The sequence below is a fragment of the Actinophytocola sp. genome (assembly GCF_035942955.1).
Taxonomy (GTDB): domain Bacteria; phylum Actinomycetota; class Actinomycetes; order Mycobacteriales; family Pseudonocardiaceae; genus DASYTH01.
Genome location: NZ_DASZCQ010000030.1, coordinates 58,477 through 73,084 on the forward strand (window position 1 = coordinate 58,477; position 14,608 = coordinate 73,084).

General features: G+C 66.3%; 14 protein-coding genes and 1 pseudogene. 6 read left to right on the forward strand and 9 right to left on the reverse strand.

Going from position 1 to position 14,608, the window contains the following annotated elements; all coding sequences use genetic code 11:
* Positions 1-116 precede the first annotated feature (116 nt).
* On the forward strand, positions 117-929 hold the full coding sequence (locus tag VGX25_RS02500; protein ID WP_326915897.1) for an SAM-dependent methyltransferase: 813 nt from the start codon (positions 117-119) through the stop codon (positions 927-929).
* Positions 930-941: 12 nt separating this feature from the next.
* Here VGX25_RS02500 and VGX25_RS02505 read toward each other — a convergent pair whose 3' ends face one another.
* From VGX25_RS02505 to VGX25_RS02515, 3 genes are read right to left on the reverse strand one after another with little or no spacing between them, the layout of a single operon-like run.
* A complete protein-coding gene (locus tag VGX25_RS02505) occupies positions 942-1,862 on the reverse strand; it encodes a UbiA family prenyltransferase (RefSeq protein WP_326915898.1) in 921 nt (306 codons plus the stop codon).
* Positions 1,863-1,865: 3 nt separating this feature from the next.
* Positions 1,866-3,107 (reverse strand): cytochrome P450, encoded by a 1,242-nt coding sequence (locus tag VGX25_RS02510; protein WP_326915899.1) that lies wholly within the window; start codon positions 3,105-3,107, stop codon positions 1,866-1,868.
* Positions 3,104-4,564, reverse strand: coding sequence for a prenyltransferase/squalene oxidase repeat-containing protein (locus VGX25_RS02515; RefSeq protein WP_326915900.1), 1,461 nt, complete (start codon positions 4,562-4,564; stop codon positions 3,104-3,106). The genes VGX25_RS02510 and VGX25_RS02515 overlap by 4 nt, the downstream gene beginning before the upstream one ends.
* A gap of 594 nt (positions 4,565-5,158) precedes the next feature.
* Here VGX25_RS02515 and VGX25_RS02520 point away from each other — a divergent pair.
* Positions 5,159-6,019 (forward strand): annotated as a pseudogene (locus VGX25_RS02520) (Mu transposase domain-containing protein); the annotation flags it as partial.
* A gap of 326 nt (positions 6,020-6,345) precedes the next feature.
* Here the strand turns inward: VGX25_RS02520 and VGX25_RS02525 are convergent.
* Positions 6,346-6,735, reverse strand: a complete 390-nt coding sequence (locus tag VGX25_RS02525; RefSeq protein WP_326915901.1) for a hypothetical protein — start codon at positions 6,733-6,735, stop codon at positions 6,346-6,348.
* 939 nt (positions 6,736-7,674) lie between these two features.
* On the opposite strand from VGX25_RS02525, the gene VGX25_RS02530 reads away from it, so the two are divergent.
* Entirely contained in the window at positions 7,675-7,872 is a 198-nt protein-coding gene (locus tag VGX25_RS02530; RefSeq protein ID WP_326915902.1) for a hypothetical protein, read from the forward strand.
* A gap of 596 nt (positions 7,873-8,468) precedes the next feature.
* Here the strand turns inward: VGX25_RS02530 and VGX25_RS02535 are convergent.
* Positions 8,469-9,683: a helix-turn-helix transcriptional regulator gene (locus VGX25_RS02535; RefSeq protein ID WP_326915903.1), complete on the reverse strand. Its 1,215-nt coding sequence runs from the start codon at positions 9,681-9,683 to the stop codon at positions 8,469-8,471.
* The gene (locus tag VGX25_RS02540; protein ID WP_326915905.1) at positions 9,683-10,174 is read right to left on the reverse strand and encodes a hypothetical protein; all 492 of its coding nucleotides are present in this window, start codon (positions 10,172-10,174) and stop codon (positions 9,683-9,685) included. Before VGX25_RS02540 ends, VGX25_RS02535 begins: the two co-directional genes overlap by 1 nt.
* 575 nt (positions 10,175-10,749) lie before the next feature.
* Here VGX25_RS02540 and VGX25_RS02545 point away from each other — a divergent pair.
* Positions 10,750-10,872 carry a LuxR C-terminal-related transcriptional regulator gene (locus VGX25_RS02545; RefSeq protein ID WP_414635703.1) on the forward strand — a complete coding sequence of 41 codons (123 nt, stop codon included), beginning with the start codon at positions 10,750-10,752 and terminating at the stop codon, positions 10,870-10,872.
* Positions 10,873-10,947: 75 nt separating this feature from the next.
* On the opposite strand, the gene VGX25_RS02550 is transcribed toward VGX25_RS02545, so the two are convergent.
* Both VGX25_RS02550 and VGX25_RS02555 read right to left on the reverse strand, forming a co-directional pair.
* Complete coding sequence (locus tag VGX25_RS02550; protein WP_326915906.1) at positions 10,948-11,646, reverse strand: hypothetical protein; 699 nt, start codon at positions 11,644-11,646, stop codon at positions 10,948-10,950.
* A gap of 137 nt (positions 11,647-11,783) precedes the next feature.
* Positions 11,784-12,956 carry an NADH:flavin oxidoreductase gene (locus tag VGX25_RS02555; RefSeq protein WP_326915907.1) on the reverse strand — a complete coding sequence of 391 codons (1,173 nt, stop codon included), beginning with the start codon at positions 12,954-12,956 and terminating at the stop codon, positions 11,784-11,786.
* 201 nt (positions 12,957-13,157) lie between these two features.
* On the opposite strand from VGX25_RS02555, the gene VGX25_RS02560 reads away from it, so the two are divergent.
* Positions 13,158-13,904 (forward strand): DUF429 domain-containing protein, encoded by a 747-nt coding sequence (locus tag VGX25_RS02560; protein WP_326915908.1) that lies wholly within the window; start codon positions 13,158-13,160, stop codon positions 13,902-13,904.
* Positions 13,905-14,051: 147 nt separating this feature from the next.
* Positions 14,052-14,261, forward strand: a complete 210-nt coding sequence (locus VGX25_RS02565) for a hypothetical protein (protein WP_326915910.1) — start codon at positions 14,052-14,054, stop codon at positions 14,259-14,261.
* 116 nt (positions 14,262-14,377) lie between these two features.
* Here VGX25_RS02565 and VGX25_RS02570 read toward each other — a convergent pair.
* Positions 14,378-14,608 (reverse strand): site-specific integrase (locus VGX25_RS02570; protein ID WP_326915911.1); only part of this gene is annotated, 231 nt, incomplete at its 5' end.

Here is a 14,608-nt window from a genome sequence, read left to right on the forward strand (position 1 = left end):
ACGGTAGCCGCGTCAGGGCGCATGTCCGCCATTTGGACTAGTGACCGTGAACGCTGGTCTGCCGACCGCGCACTGTGGCAAGCTGTTGATCTCCGCGGATGAACGGTACAGGTTGAATGGCGCTCCCCATCGAGGCAGCGGGCGGTGAGCAGGGCGTCGGCGCGCTCAACATCGCCCGAATGGACGACTACTGGCTTGGGGGTCGACATCACCGGGAGGTGGACCGCGATTTCGCCGACCGCGTCGCGATCACCGCTCCCTACGTTCCATACCTGGTCCGCGCTCAGCGGAAGCTCCTGCGGCGGATGGTGCGCTATCTGATGGACCAGGGAGTGCGGCAGTTCCTCGATCTCGGTTCCGGCCTGCCCACCGCCGGGCACGTGCACGAGATCGCCCAGGACAAAGATCCCGCGGCACGCGTGGTATATGTCGACCGCGATTCCAGCATCGTCGACGACTGCCATCAACTTCTGGCCGGCAACGACAATGCGGCGCTGCTGGACACCGACATCCGGGAGCCGGGCACGGTGCTGGACGTCCTGCGGGCGCGGTGCCTGCTCGACCTCAGCGAGCCGGTCGCGGTGCTGGCGATCGCCATCCTGCAGCACATCCCGGACTCCGATGATCCAGCCGGAATGATCACGGCGTACCTGGACGCGACATGTCCCGGCAGCTACCTCGCGCTGACCCACTACGGACCCGACGAGCACCTGATGACCGGCATCACCATGTTCAGCCAGATGAAATTCGGCCGGCCACCGGACGTGACCTTCCGGGACCGGACCTCGGTGGCCCTCTTCTTCTCCGGGCTCGAGCTGGTCGAACCCGGCATCGTCCCGATCGTCGATTGGCGGCCGGATCCAACGGACGATCCAGGCATCAACCCGGAGCGGCACCCGATCTTCGCCGGCGTCGGCCGCAAACCATGAGGCCGCTGCGGCTCAAGGCGGTCGGTCCAGCCCGGCGACCAGCGGGGTGACCGACAGCGCCACCGTGCCGATCGTCACCGGCGGCGTCATTCGCCGGAGGATGTGCGCCTTGCTCACGCGGGCGGCCTCGCCGGGACGGCGCAGCAGGCCCACGGCGCCGCCGAGGAACGTCGCCTGCATAGCCACCAGGGGCAGCGCCCACCAGGGACCGTAGCGTCCCCAGAGTCCCCAGCCGGTGAGCACCAGGCCGGCGGCGAGCAGGGCGGCGCAGAGCGCCACGGCGCCGGCCATGCCGTAACGCACCGGCGGGGTCTGCATGCCGGTCGCGGCATCGGCGGCACGGTCGGGGATGGACCACGCCGTCATTCGCCCGGCGGCCAGCATCCACAGGCCCGCCACGACCAGCCAGGCCGCCGTGTCGACATCCGGCCGGACCGCCCAGTACGACAGGAGAAATGGCAACAGAACCGTCGCGGCGCAGAACGCGGTCACGCCGGTGAGCCCGCGGCGCTTCAACCGCACCGGTTCGGTGTTGTAGAGCACCTGGAGCGCAATGGTCAGCACCGCTGCCGCGACGATCAGCGGGCGGCCCGACCACACCGAGACCAGCCCGGCCAGGAGCACCGCGCCGGCCAACTCTGCCGCGGCGCACCGGACGATGCGGTCGCGCCCGAACCGCCGCACGGCGCTCGTGAGCCGGCCACGCTCAGGGTGTCGCTCGTCGGTGCTGACGTCGGCCGCGGTGTTGAGTGCCTGCGGTGCCACGATCAGCGACAGGTTCGACACGATCGCCGCGAGCACGGAGACATCGCCCAACGGCTGGACGCCGCCGGCCGCGAAGCATGCGCCTAGGCTCGCATAGCACACGTAGTTGACCGGGAGCGGGAACTCCAGGCGATGGATGAGCGCGAGGTCCCGCCAGGCCGTGGTCATGGCTTAGTCCAGGCACGAGAGCACGCGCATCCGCGCCCCGGCCGGCGCCAAGACCTGGCCACGTAGCCGCGGGACGTCGGTGTTCGGACTGACGCAGCGCCAAATCCGGCGACGTAGCACCGCCGCGGTGATCATCCGGATCTCCGTTTGGGCGAGCTGACTGCCCAGGCAGTACCGGGTTCCGCCGCCGAACGGGAAGTAGTACTGCAGCGGCGGCCGGTTGCCGAGAAACCGGTGGGGGTCGAACCGGCGCGGGCTCGGAAACACCTCGGCATTGTGATGCGCGAGGTAGATCGCCGGGGTGACCATCGTGCCGGCGGGGAGGGTTCGGCCGGGCAGGTCGCTGTCCTCGGTCAGCACCCGGTGTTCGGCCGACATGGCCGGCGGGGTCAGCCGCAGCATCTCGAGAACTGTGGCCTGCAGCAGCGGGACCTCGCCCGCCTCCGCGCCGTCCGCGCCGGTGGCCTCGAGCTCGGCCCGGACCTCCCGTTGGATCGGGAGATTGCGATCCAGCCAGTACAGCGTCCAGGCCGCACCGGCGGCGGTGGTTTCGTGTCCGGCGAATATCATCGAGACGACCGCGTCATGCAACTCCGCGTCGTCGATCGCGCCGAGCGGTCCGTCGCCGGACAGCATGCGGGCCGCGAGCGTGGGCGGGTACAGATCGGTGTGTGCCTTGGCGGTCCGCATCAGCTCCTGGTCCAGCTCGGCCCCGGGCCTGGGGAGGCCGCCCAGCAGGTAGCGGTAGGCGAGCGTGCGGTGTCTGGCGCCGAACGCCTTGTCGATCCAGGCGGTGATCGCGTCGAGCAGGTCCTCGTCGAACCGGCCGAGCACGATCCGGGCGATGACCCGTAGCGTGATGGCCCGGGTCCAGGCCATCAGCCCGATCTCGGTGCCCGGTCTCAGCGCGTCGATGGCCGCGTGCACGGTGGTTGCGATGATGTCGTGCTGATCGGCGAGCCTGCGCCCGCGCAGCGGTGTGCCGAGCACCTGGCGGTAGGCGGCGTGCCTGGAACCCTCCGCCCACAGCGGGGAGCGGGCGCCGAACATCGGGACGAGGCTGCGGCCGCCCGGATGGCGCATTGTCTGGTCCGAGCGGAAGATCCAATCGACCATCTCCGGGTGCCAAACCAGCAGCTTCGGCGCCGGCCGGCGGCGTAGTTCCAAGACCCTGGTTGCAGAGTCCACTGTAGACTCGAGGAACGGTAACGGGCGTACGGCAAGGCGAAGTTCCGGCCAGCTCATCTCGACTCCTTTCCGACGGGGCGGAACTCGGCCGGCGCGAAGTGCGGGCTGCTCGCGGCGAGGCGCAGCGCCGCGAGCCCCTCGGCACGCACGATCCGGGTCGGGGTGTAGAGATCCTTGTCGTGCCACAGCGGGGGATACGGCGGCTCGCCGTCGCGTCGCAGCCACTCGCAACCCCGACCGAGCGCCCGGCCGGTCACCTCGCCGGCATGGACAGTCCGCACCCGAGCCAGCACCTGCACCGCATAGGCGGTCTCCTCACAGGTGCCAGCCCACCGTCCCCATGAGCCGTCCGGGCGCTGGGTGTCCAGCAGCCAGTCCACCGCCTTGGCCAGCGTGCCGGTCGCCAGGTCGCCGCCGTACCTGGCTAGCGCCAAGGCCGCGCAAGCCGTTGCGTAGTAAGGCGAAGCGTGCCACTTGTCCGACCAGCTGCCGTCGGCCTCCTGGCGTTCGCACAGCCAGGCGGTGATTCGCGCCATGGCGTCGGCGTAGCGGGTGCATTGCGGCGGGTCGAGCCGCAGGCAGTCGCCGAAGGACTGCAGGACATGGGCATTCGTACTGGTCGACGGGGTACGTTCATCGGGAAAGCAGGCGAAGTGACCGTCGTGAGCCCGGTAGACCCACAAGACCTCCGGCGAACGCGGACTGCCCAGCCGCGCCAATGCGCTCAGGGCTGTGGCGGTGTCGTCGGCATCCGGCGGCAGGCCGGGTCCGCCGGCCACCCCGAACTCGCCGAACGCGGCGTGCAGACTGCGCACCAGGCCGCGGTACGGGCGCGGCACCAAGCCCGCCCCGGCGAGCGTGCACAGCACCCAGACCCGTTCGAAGACCGCCAGCGGTGCGGCCACCGGCACCGGACCGCCACCGCGGCGCTGCACCGCCTCCAGATAGCGGACCCCCGGATGGCATCCGGCCCGCACCTCGCTGTCGCCCAACCACACCGCAGTGGCCGCGGGTGAACAGCCGACGTTGCACCGCATCGGGTCGATCAACCGCGCTCCCCGAGCCGCGTCGCCGTAAATCTCCAGCGAGTGCAGCAGCTTCATCGGCAGCGGATGGCCCCGGCCCACCGCCGCGCGAAGACCGGCCAGCAACCGTATGTTTCCCCCAGGGTGCTGTATCAACCGGCGCCCTCGCCATTCCTCCAGCCCGATCGGTAGGTCCTGGTCCAGGTGGGAATTGATCTCGGCGATCAGGCTCGGCACGACGATCTCCACCGCAACCGTGTCCGGCAGCGGCGCCGGCTCATCGACGTTCAATCGTCGGAACAACGCATCCAATCCGCGGTGGACCGAGCTGGTCAACACGCCCCGCCGGATCGGTGGTCTGCTCTGCGCAGGCGGGTTCCGCACAACAGACAGCAATGCTTCTGTTGCGCTCAGCGTTGGCACCAAACCATATCTGTTCTGCCCGGTCCAACTGCCGTCCGACCGCTGTTCGTTGAGGAGGAAATACACTCGCCGCGCGTGTCCATGTAGTGACGGTGCGTACCGAACTAACCGTCCGGTCTCATAAACTGACAGAGAGAAATCACCTTGAAGATCGGTTGCCATTTCCGCTAACAGCGCTGCGGCGGTTTGTGGCCAAATCCTGGACAAGTCGATGCAGGGCACCGTCAGAACTTCCTCGAAACGACTGGCAAGTGAGGGCGCCAAGGGTAGCATTCTCCAAGTCCAAAATACACCATAAACTTAAGATGATCTCTTCGTCCAATGGGGTCACGTGTTGCCAGTGCCGCAGTGGGTCATGGTCCTCCAGCTCGGCGAGGATCCGCTCGCCTGGGACCCAGATCCTCGGGTGGCCGCCGTGAGCGCGAATCGGCGTCACTCACGCTGCACAGGACGGATCGTGGCAGATGGCGAGCTGTTGCAGCGCGCTCGGCCTCCGACGCCGAGCGTTGGCGACAGCATTGACGTCTGATCTCGGCGAAGGCGCTACGCAGGCACCTTCGGATCGGAGTGACATCGTCTGTCGGTTCCGCCTGAATACTGACCCCCTCGTTCCGGGTGAGGCTTAACCCTCTCTGATCTTGAGGGAGTGCTCAACGTGGATGGGCGGAGATCCGTCGGTTGCATCGGGCCGACGGGATGGGGATCAAGGTGATCGCCCGTCGGCTCGGGATCGCTCGGAACACGGTGCGCAAGGCGCTGGTGTGCCTCGAGCCACCGAAGTATGTGCGAGCGCCGAAGGGGTCGATCGTGGATGCGGTCGAGCCGCAGGTCCGGCCGCTGCTGGCGGAGTCCCCGGAGATACCCCCAGCGTGATCATGGAACGGGTCGGCTGATCAAGGGCTGGGGCCGGGTCCCAAGGCGCTGGTCTGGGACAACGAGTCCGCGGTCGGATCGTGGCGAGGTGGGCGGCCGGTGTTGACCGAGGCGATGAACGCTTTCCGCGGGACGTTGGGGATCAAGGTCATCCACTGTCGCCCCGGTGACCCCGAAGCCAAGGGGCTGGTCGAGCGGGCCAACGGCTATCTGGAGACCTCCTTCCTGCCCGGCCGCGGCTTCACCAACCCGGCCGACTTCAACAGCCAGCTCGCCAACTGGCTGGCCCGAGCCAACCGACGCCAGCACCGCCGGCTGAACCGCCGGCCCCGTCGACCGCAGGGCGGCGGACCGGGCAGCGATGCTGGAACTGCCTCCGGTGGCGCCGGTGATCGGGTGGAAGTCGACTGCCCGATTGCCGCGAGACCACTACGTGCGGCTGGACGGTAACGACTACTCGGTGCACCCACCACGGTCGGCCGGCGAATCCAGATCAGCGCTGATCTGGACGAGGTGGTGGTCACCTACCATGGCTTTGAAGTCGCGCGGCATGCGCGGTGCTGGGCAAGACATCAGAGCGTCACCGACCCTGCCCACCAAGCCGCCGCTATCGAGCTGCGCCAGGCTCGCCGCCTGGCCGCGGCGTCGTGGGAAAGCGTGAGTGTTTGAGGCGAGCGGGTAGCACGTTAGGACGTGTCGGCTTTGACCATCATCTGCTGCCTTGCCAGCCTCGTAACCATAGGTCATCCGCCGTGGCCGCCGAAGAATAGATGAGCCCTTACATAGGTATCGCCGTGATTCACGTACTGCGGTTGCAACAAAGTCATCGTTGGGCCTAGTTGGATCGGGATGAACCCGAGGCACGTCGGCTTCGGCTCATATCCTTGCACCCGGAACGGGAGCGCGGCACGACCAGTGGCCGCTGACCTCCGAGAGTATCAGCGGCCACTGCCGTTCTGCGAACTGTTCGTAGATCAGCAGTACGTGTGTGCCTGGATCGCGCAGGGAATAGTGATGATCTGATCAGTGCCCACGTCCAGTACGTCCGCCACCACGGCCTCGATCAGATCTACGTCGATCGTGAGGTCGTTCAGGATTTCGGCATCCTTGAGGGCATTATTCAAGATCTCGAACTCGTCGCCGCTGAGGGCCTTCTCGATCTCAACGACTACGTCGGGATCGTTGAGAATGAAGATGTTCCAGTCGAGCTCACAGACTACCATGAGCGCATGCTGGGAGCATCCGGCGCCGTCGGGTCCGGTACCGGTACCAGTCGCGGCCTGCGCCGTAGCACCACCTAGCAGCAGAGCCGCGACCATGGCAACAATGCCAATGAATGAACCTGCGAGCGTGCGATTCTTCACAGCAATCCTTCCTGAGAACAGCACTACTTTAAGCGCGCCACTCCCCTTCCGAAATAAGAGTAACGCGGCAAGTAGATACATGAATGCAGGCGAGTCTATATCGCCCGTACCGCCAGCTTGTTTCTTTACCTGAGAGACCGAGGGCCAGCCAAGCGCATGTAGTCCTCTAGTGTCCACTTGCTAACCGCTTCTCGTCTCACAGGCTAGAAATGTTGACACAACCTGACAGCAGACGCCAGATCGGTCAGGAAGGAATACTCGAACGGGCGACGCCGGCTGTCCTCGTCGATTACCGAGCGTGCGTGTGCTCCTCGCTAGGGTTCGACTGCAGTGAGCGCTTGCCTCCCCGCCTCAGCAGGATAGTTGCCTGTGCTACACGACCTTCACCTTCGGAAAGTCTCCGTAGAGCCACTAACAACTAATCGGAGGGTGTGAAAGTCGATAGACTAAGAGGTATCCGCAGCGTGGTGGGATCACACCGGTGACGATCTGGCGGCGTTTACGGCGATCTTGCCCGGTCGGATACCTGCGAATATCGCGAGCTGCATGGTGTGCGGCAGTTTCCACGGCTGCGGCTGCGTCGGCGACGACATCACGTGGGGCGTGGTGCGCCGGCGCAAGTCCGTCGGGAACACCCTGGCCACACTCAGTCCATCCGCGCCGCCGACCCGACCGCGCCGATCTACATCATCCTGGACAACTTTGTCCGCACACCGCGGCGAGAAGATCCGAGCCGGGGCGCGGGCAACAAGGTTGAGCTGTGCTCATCCCTACCTACGCCTCCTGGACGAACCCGATCGAGGCACATTTCGGGAGCACTACGTACCTTCGTCGGGGCCGGATCCGATCATCCCACCACAGCGCGGCCACCGCGCGCTGCACGACCGAACATCAACGATGATGGGGCCAACGCACCAGCCAGACAGCCTGATCAAGCCGGTGATCAAAGCACTGTTGTTCGGCGCGGCAACCATCACAATCTACGCCCGCGGCCACCGCACCCTCGCCATCGTGTTCGTCATCCTCGTCGCGGCCAACGTGATCACATCACGATCTTCCGCAGCACCTCCGACGCCCCTGACAAACCAACATCGGATCACGCGGGTCCGTGTCTCCACCGACGACCAGCTCCTCTGATTGCGGCGAGGCCGCGCAGCCCCGCGCTCGAACTGGCTCTGCCATTCCGCCAGCCTGACGCCCAACGATCATCTGCCAAATCGTCCAGCGCGTCACCACCCCGCCGACGTTCGTGGTCAGAGCATTAGCAGGTCGCGATCTTTTGGCACGGTGGTCATCGTCGATCCAGTCGACGATCGTGATGTTACATCCGCGCACACGGTGTCGGAGCTCCGTAATGTGCGTCTCGCCGGCCGGGCCATGAGGCCTGATGTGGCCTTCCCACGGTCGACCCCGGCTCCACATTCCCGCTCGACAATCGTGCGATGGCGGATTGAGACGTATCGGCGAACGTCTCCGGTTTCCCGACCGCTGCGGCTGCCTGGGCCATGCGTCGCTCGTGTCAGACGCTGGTTTGTCGGAGTTGGTCACTGATCAGGTGACGATTACCAGCGAGCCGGTGCCGTCGACCGGAACGAACCCGGCCGGCGGAGTGTGGCGGGGATGGCCGCTGGTGTGGACCAGATCGATGATTTGGATGTGATCCGCCAGGTGGGATGCAGCGTGTGTTCGCCGGGGTGTATGCACGTCGACGTTGGGCTCGTCTCCGCGGGGCGTTAGCTGACGACACCGTAGTGCGCGGCGAGGGCGGCGAAGTCCTTGCCGCGGCGGCGGGCGGCGCGGTCGACGAGCAGGCGCATCGTGGAGACGCCGAGCGGTTGGTAGCGGACCCAGTCGGGGGCTAGGTCGCGAGCTTTGGTGAGGTAGGTCAGGGCGAGGCGGTTGTGGCGTAGCTCGGTGGCTGCTGCGGCAAGTACGAGCTGGTGGCCGGCTTCCCAGAAGGCGGGTATATGGCAGGTGGCGGCTGGGATGCTGTCAGCCATACGCAGTGCGGTATGCGGGTCGCCGAGCCGGACGGTTTGGTCGACGGCCTGCAACGCGGCAACCCGCGGCCCAAAGATCGACATCTCGTTGGCGCGGTCGCGGCCGGCGCGTACGGCCACGGAGTGCGCGACGGCGAGCAGATCGTTGGCCCGGTCGCCGAAGCCGCCCCACAACGCGGCGGTTGCGGCGTTGAACAGTAGGTTGCCGAACACGCCGGCGCGATTGGGGTCGTGGTCGAGCATACTGGGCTCGATACGTTCGGCGGCGCGCACGGCGATGCGCTCGGCCTCGTCGGTGCGGCCTTGCCGGATCAGAGTCCATACCAGGTATCGCAAGGATACCGCGGTCTGTAGATCCGGAGCGTCGGACAACCGCGCGGTATGCAGCGCCCGCTCGGCTGCAGTCCAGGCCAGGTCCTCGAGCCCGAACCGGCCGGCGATGCCGGCACCGAGCCGGTAGGCGATGGACAGCACCCGGTGAGCTGCGGCCTTTGTGTCGCCAGTGCTGTGGTGGGCCAGCCGGCGCGCGTCGATCAGCAGCGACGGCAAGGCGTGCAGCAGTTCGCCGTGCCGACCGTCCACATAGGCTCGCCAGGCCCGGTGCGCGGTGCCGGCCAACTCGTCGAGTCCCAGCACCTCGGCTGGCTCGGGGAAGTCGGTAAGCCCCGGCACCTCATAGGTCGCAGTGATGGCCTGACGCAGCTCGCCGCCGACCGCATCACGGCCGTGCGCCGGCGCATGAACGCCGAGCAGCACGGCGGGCGCGACGCCGAGCGCGGCGGCCAGCTTGTTCACCGTCGACGGGCGGGTCGTCTGCCGCTCGCCGCGTTCGATGCGGGCCACGGTGTCCACGGCCACCCCGGCTGCGGCCGCCAGCTGCTCCTGCGAGAGGTTCCGCGTTTTGCGGATCCTCGCGAGATTCTCCGACAGGGAGTACGGCGCGGACATCAGACCACGCGCTTTGCTCGCTGGCACACTACGGTCGCGTCGGACCGGACGGCCACCAAGCACGTGGCCAACCGGTTGGTCAGCAGCGGTGTGGCCCGATCCCGGACGTCATGCGCTGTACACAGCTGGTCGGACGCGAGCTCCGGACTAAACACCAGACCGTCCAGGTCTTTATCGTCGATCCGGCTGCCGTCGACCACGAACGCCACGCGCTCAGGCAGGCTGTCGCTGTCGGGCGGGATGCGCTCGATGACCAGAAGCTGGCTCAGGGTCCGGACGAAGCCCAGATCTTCGTCCAGTTCACGCATCGCCGTCATCCAGGGTGTCTTGTCCCCCTTCATCGTCCCGCCGGAGAGTCCTCGTTCGGCTTGGGGAACGGCTCGACCTGCAGCACGTGATCGCTCGTCGCCGCGCGAAAGCCCGGCGGGCGTGCGTGTGCGAGGTAACTGTGCCACATATTCGCTGGATGGGAGCAGATCCAGGTTGGCCATGTCTCGACTCCGGTTCGGCCTATCGTGTATTGATGTTACCTTCCTCTCGGATCCGATTTCACTGCTTTGGACGCAGTTAAGCGGCGCTGTCGATCGCCAATAATCTCAGTTCAACGGTTCTATTTCACCGGTGCATCATGAACGAATCAGTGGTATGGTCTATAAAGTTCACCCAAACCACCCTTGCACGTCGCCATCAACACTCCCGTAGCGACAGCCGTGTAAGTCTGTTGAAATTACACTGAAGAGCCGCCGCGCTGCTATAGCGAGCAGCAATGGGAGCACCACATGATCGGCAATCCGCACAGGACCATCCGGACGGCCCGCCACCGTAGCGGCCGCCGCAGAAACCAAGCCCGCACCGCGCTCAACACCGCCCTCGACCTCTACGCCGGGCTCGACGCCGCATGAGACGCCGGCCGAGCCGGGCAACGAATCCGCCAGACAGGTATCCGTGACGGCATCAGCGGTCCACGCCATCGACCCAAGACCGGCTGGGACGCACTCACCCCCACCGAACGCAAGATCGCCGCTCTCGTAGCCGAAGGACACTCCAACCCCCCATCGCCACCCACCTGGTCCTGTCCCGGCGCACAGTCCAATCCCATGTATCGAGCATTCTCGGCAAACTCGGACTGACCTCCCGAGTCGAACTGGCCGCCAGCGCGACCACCCACGAACACACCGATAGACGCTAACGACCGGGCCATCGGCCTAGCGGATGAGCAAACGTGATCACATCGGCATGAGCGTTCGGTCAACTCTGGGGCTGTTCATGATCTGCCTGATTGGTGGCGCCAGATGGCGTGGTCAAGTTCCCATGGTGTGTGTCCGAGGTGGTTGGCGATCTGGGTTAGCAGGGTGCGTGCTTCTGGCACGTCGACGTCGCGGCCGAGGTGATGGGTGAGCCAGCGCAGCACCATGCGGTCGGGTTTGACGTGCTGGTCGTCGCCGGCGAGCATCCACAGGTAGGACAGGTGGGCGCCGCGGCCGTGGCCGGGCACCGTGCGCAAGGCCGCCTCGACTTCGGTGAGCGTGTCCGGGCTGACGAGCAGCGCCGCCACGTCGCCGAGGCGCCGGATTGCGGCGGTAGCGAGGATCTGGGCGTATTGGATCGCGGCGTCGGCCTTCAGGATGCCGCCGCGGGCGCTGGTCCGGCCTCGGTTGCGCAAGACCTGGCCGGCCAAGTGCTCCGGCCCCAGCTGGTGACCCAGCTCGACGAACCGGATGACCGGCTCTTTCCGGCCGGTGCCGACCACCTGGTCGACGTCGGCCACGGGCAGCAGCGGCTCGGTCAGCCCGGCATGCTCGGCGTGGCGGTGGCACACCCGCACAACACCGCCGTAACGGGCGTTGATCGAGAACACGGCATCCAGAACACACAACGAGAGATGCGCCCACCGCTTACGGCGCGGTGTTATCACCAACTCGCTCGCCGCGGCAACCAGAACCTGGACATCACCGGAAAACACACCCTCTCCCGTCCACAGCTGTCAGCGGCACCGGCTCTCCAGCCTGTACCACCTGCCCGGCGCCCAGCAGCAGAAGCGTGCGTTCAGCAACTCCGCGTTCGGCTGGCAGCGGTGGGCCGAGCGAGATCGTGGCAGCGCTAGGCTTCTTCCAGAACGGTGCAGCGGGTTCCTGCTGGGTCGTAGATTGTGGGTACGCAACGGTTGCAGTGGATGCAGGCATTGAACGCGGTGCCGGCCGCCAGGCGATTGACCAGGTTGGGGTCGCGCAGCAGCGCCCGTCCCACGGCGACGTACTCGAAGCCCTCGGCCATCGCTTTGTGCATGGTGTCCAGGCGGCTGATGCCGCCGAGCAGCACCAGCGGCATCGCTAGTTGGGACCGGAAGCGACGCGCCTTGTCGAGGAAGAAGGCTTCCTGGTAGGGGTATTCCTTCAGGAATCGTCGGCCGACCGTGCGCAGGCCGATGCGCACCGGTAGCGGCATGGCGGCGATGAACTCCTGCCGCGGGGTCTCGCCGCGGAACAGATACATGGGATTCATCAGCGAGCTGCCCCCGCTGAGCTCCAGGGCGTCGAGTGTTCCGTCGGACTCCAGCCATGCGGCGACCTCGATCGCTTCCGCGGTGCCGAGCCCGCCCTTGAAGCCGTCGCTCAGGCTGAACTTCGCGATCACCGCGACCTCGTTGCCGACCTCGTCGCGCACCGCGTGGGCCACCTGCCGGGCCAGCCGCGCGCGGTTCTCCAGGGAACCGCCCCAGCGGTCCCTGCGGCGGTTCAGCCTGGGCGCCAGGAACGCGCTGATCAGGTAGCTGTGCGCCATGTGGATTTCCAGGCAGTCGAACCCGGCCCGGACCAGCACACGCGCGGCCGATGCATACGCTCGCGTGATCCGCGCTAGGTCGGCCTCGGTCGCCGTGTGCATCATCTGCATCGACAGCGGGCTGGGCATGGCTGACGCGGTGATCGCGTGCACGCCGTTGGCGCGTCCGTTCGCTACCGGCCCGGCATGCCCGAGCTGCCCGTTGATCGCGCAACCCTCGGCGTGGACCGCGTCGGCCAGGCGGGCAAGACCGGGCAGGGCCGTCTCGCGCACGTGGATCTGTGCGCGATGGGTGCGACCTTCGGCGCAGACGGCCAGATAGGCGACCGTCGTCATCCCGACGCCACCGCGCGCGAAGCCCAGGTGGAAGTCCACGAGAGCATCGCTTACCAGGCCATCCGGGGTCCGTCCCTCGAACGTCGCAGCCTTGAGTACCCGGTTACGCAGGTGCACCGGGCCCAACGTCGCCGCAGCCAGCACGTCAGGAACCACCGAACCAGACTAGAACACGTTCTAGCGGCAGGGAAGCTGCTCCGGCGGCGGTCCCGGTCGACCGCCTCGGCGGTCCCGTCTCCAGCGGCCACTCGGCGCCGAGCAACAACCCCTCAACGAGCACCCCGCACATCGACATGAGCGTGCTTGCTATGGAGGTGCGGGGTCGGCTCTGGACAGCGTGGGGCAGGATCGGGACTCATGCGCACGGTGGGTGTGGACTTGGCGGCTGAGCCGATCAACACGGCGATCGCTGTGATCGAGTGGGGATCATCGGTTGCCCGGGTTGTCGCCGCCGACCTGCCAGGTACGGACGAGGTCGTGCTGAGTCACGCCCAGGAGGCCGACAAGGTCGGCATCGACTGCCCGCTGGGATGGCCGAACGCCTTTCTGGAGTTCCTCAACGCGCACCACGAGTACAGGCTGGTGCTCCCCGATGCCGTGCCCAGCGGCAGCTGGCGACGATCCCTGGCCTACCGCGGCACCGACGAACACGTGCGATCCACCCTGGGGATCACCCCACTGAGCGTGGCCACCGACCGGATCGGCATCACCGCCATGCGCTCTGCCCGGCTCCAAGTACTGCTCGCCCGACATGGTCACACCATCAACCGGGCCGGATCCGGGCTCATCGTCGAGGTGTACCCCGCTGCCGGCCTCAAGCACTGGGCCCTGCCCTACCGACGCTACAAGCGCAACAGCGGCCGCGGCTCGCTCGACGCGTTGGTCGACCACCTCCAACAGGCCGCGCCCTGGCTCCACCTCGGACACCACGAGCAGGCCTGCCGACACAGCGATCACATCCTGGACTCCGTCATATGCGCCCTGCTCGCCAGGGCAGCCGCACTCAACCTCACCACACCACCCCCAGCCGACCAACACACCGCAGCACAGCGAGAAGGCTGGATCGCCATCCCAAACTGCACTCTCGACCAACTCGCACCGTGACGAAAACCCACCGCTCGCGGCATGTGAGTACATGCCGCACAGCAAGGGCTAATCGTTACTTCAGCTAATCGGAGATACAGCCCGTGGTCACGATTTCGCACATAGGGCTGAGCATTATTTCTGCGCCTCGAGCAATTCGATTAGCTGTTGCAGCTTGATCTTCTTCCCATTGCCTTCACGTATTCTGCCTTTGCGCCACTCTACGGTCGCCTGTCCGATGCGGAGATGGCCGATGTGATTGCCACTCTCGTCGGAAATATGAAATGTAATTCCATTGTTGCCAAGTATAATCTTGCAATCAGACGTATCGGCCGTAACTTTCACCGGGAGTCCTTTCTTTCCATGCTGACCGCATGATCGCTGCCCGGTGACGCAGCGTTACTGGGGCTGCGGCGGCTCAGCGATGCCGGGCTCTGCCGAATCCCAGCTTGGCCAGCATGCAGTCGCACTCGCACATCGGCAGGACGGTGTGTTCAGGTTCCGCTGGCCATGTAGGCGGCGAGGATGTAGTTGGGGTGGCGGTCGAGGTTGGTGCGGGCTCGGTCGTAGCGCATGGTGGTTCTGGGGTCGGCGTGGCGGGCGGCGATTTGGACGTCGCGTAGGTCGACGCAGGCGTCGAGCATGGTGGTGACGTAGGTGTGGCGCAGCATGTGTGGGTGCATCCGCGGCAACCGCATCACCGACACCTTCGCCAAGGCGCGTAG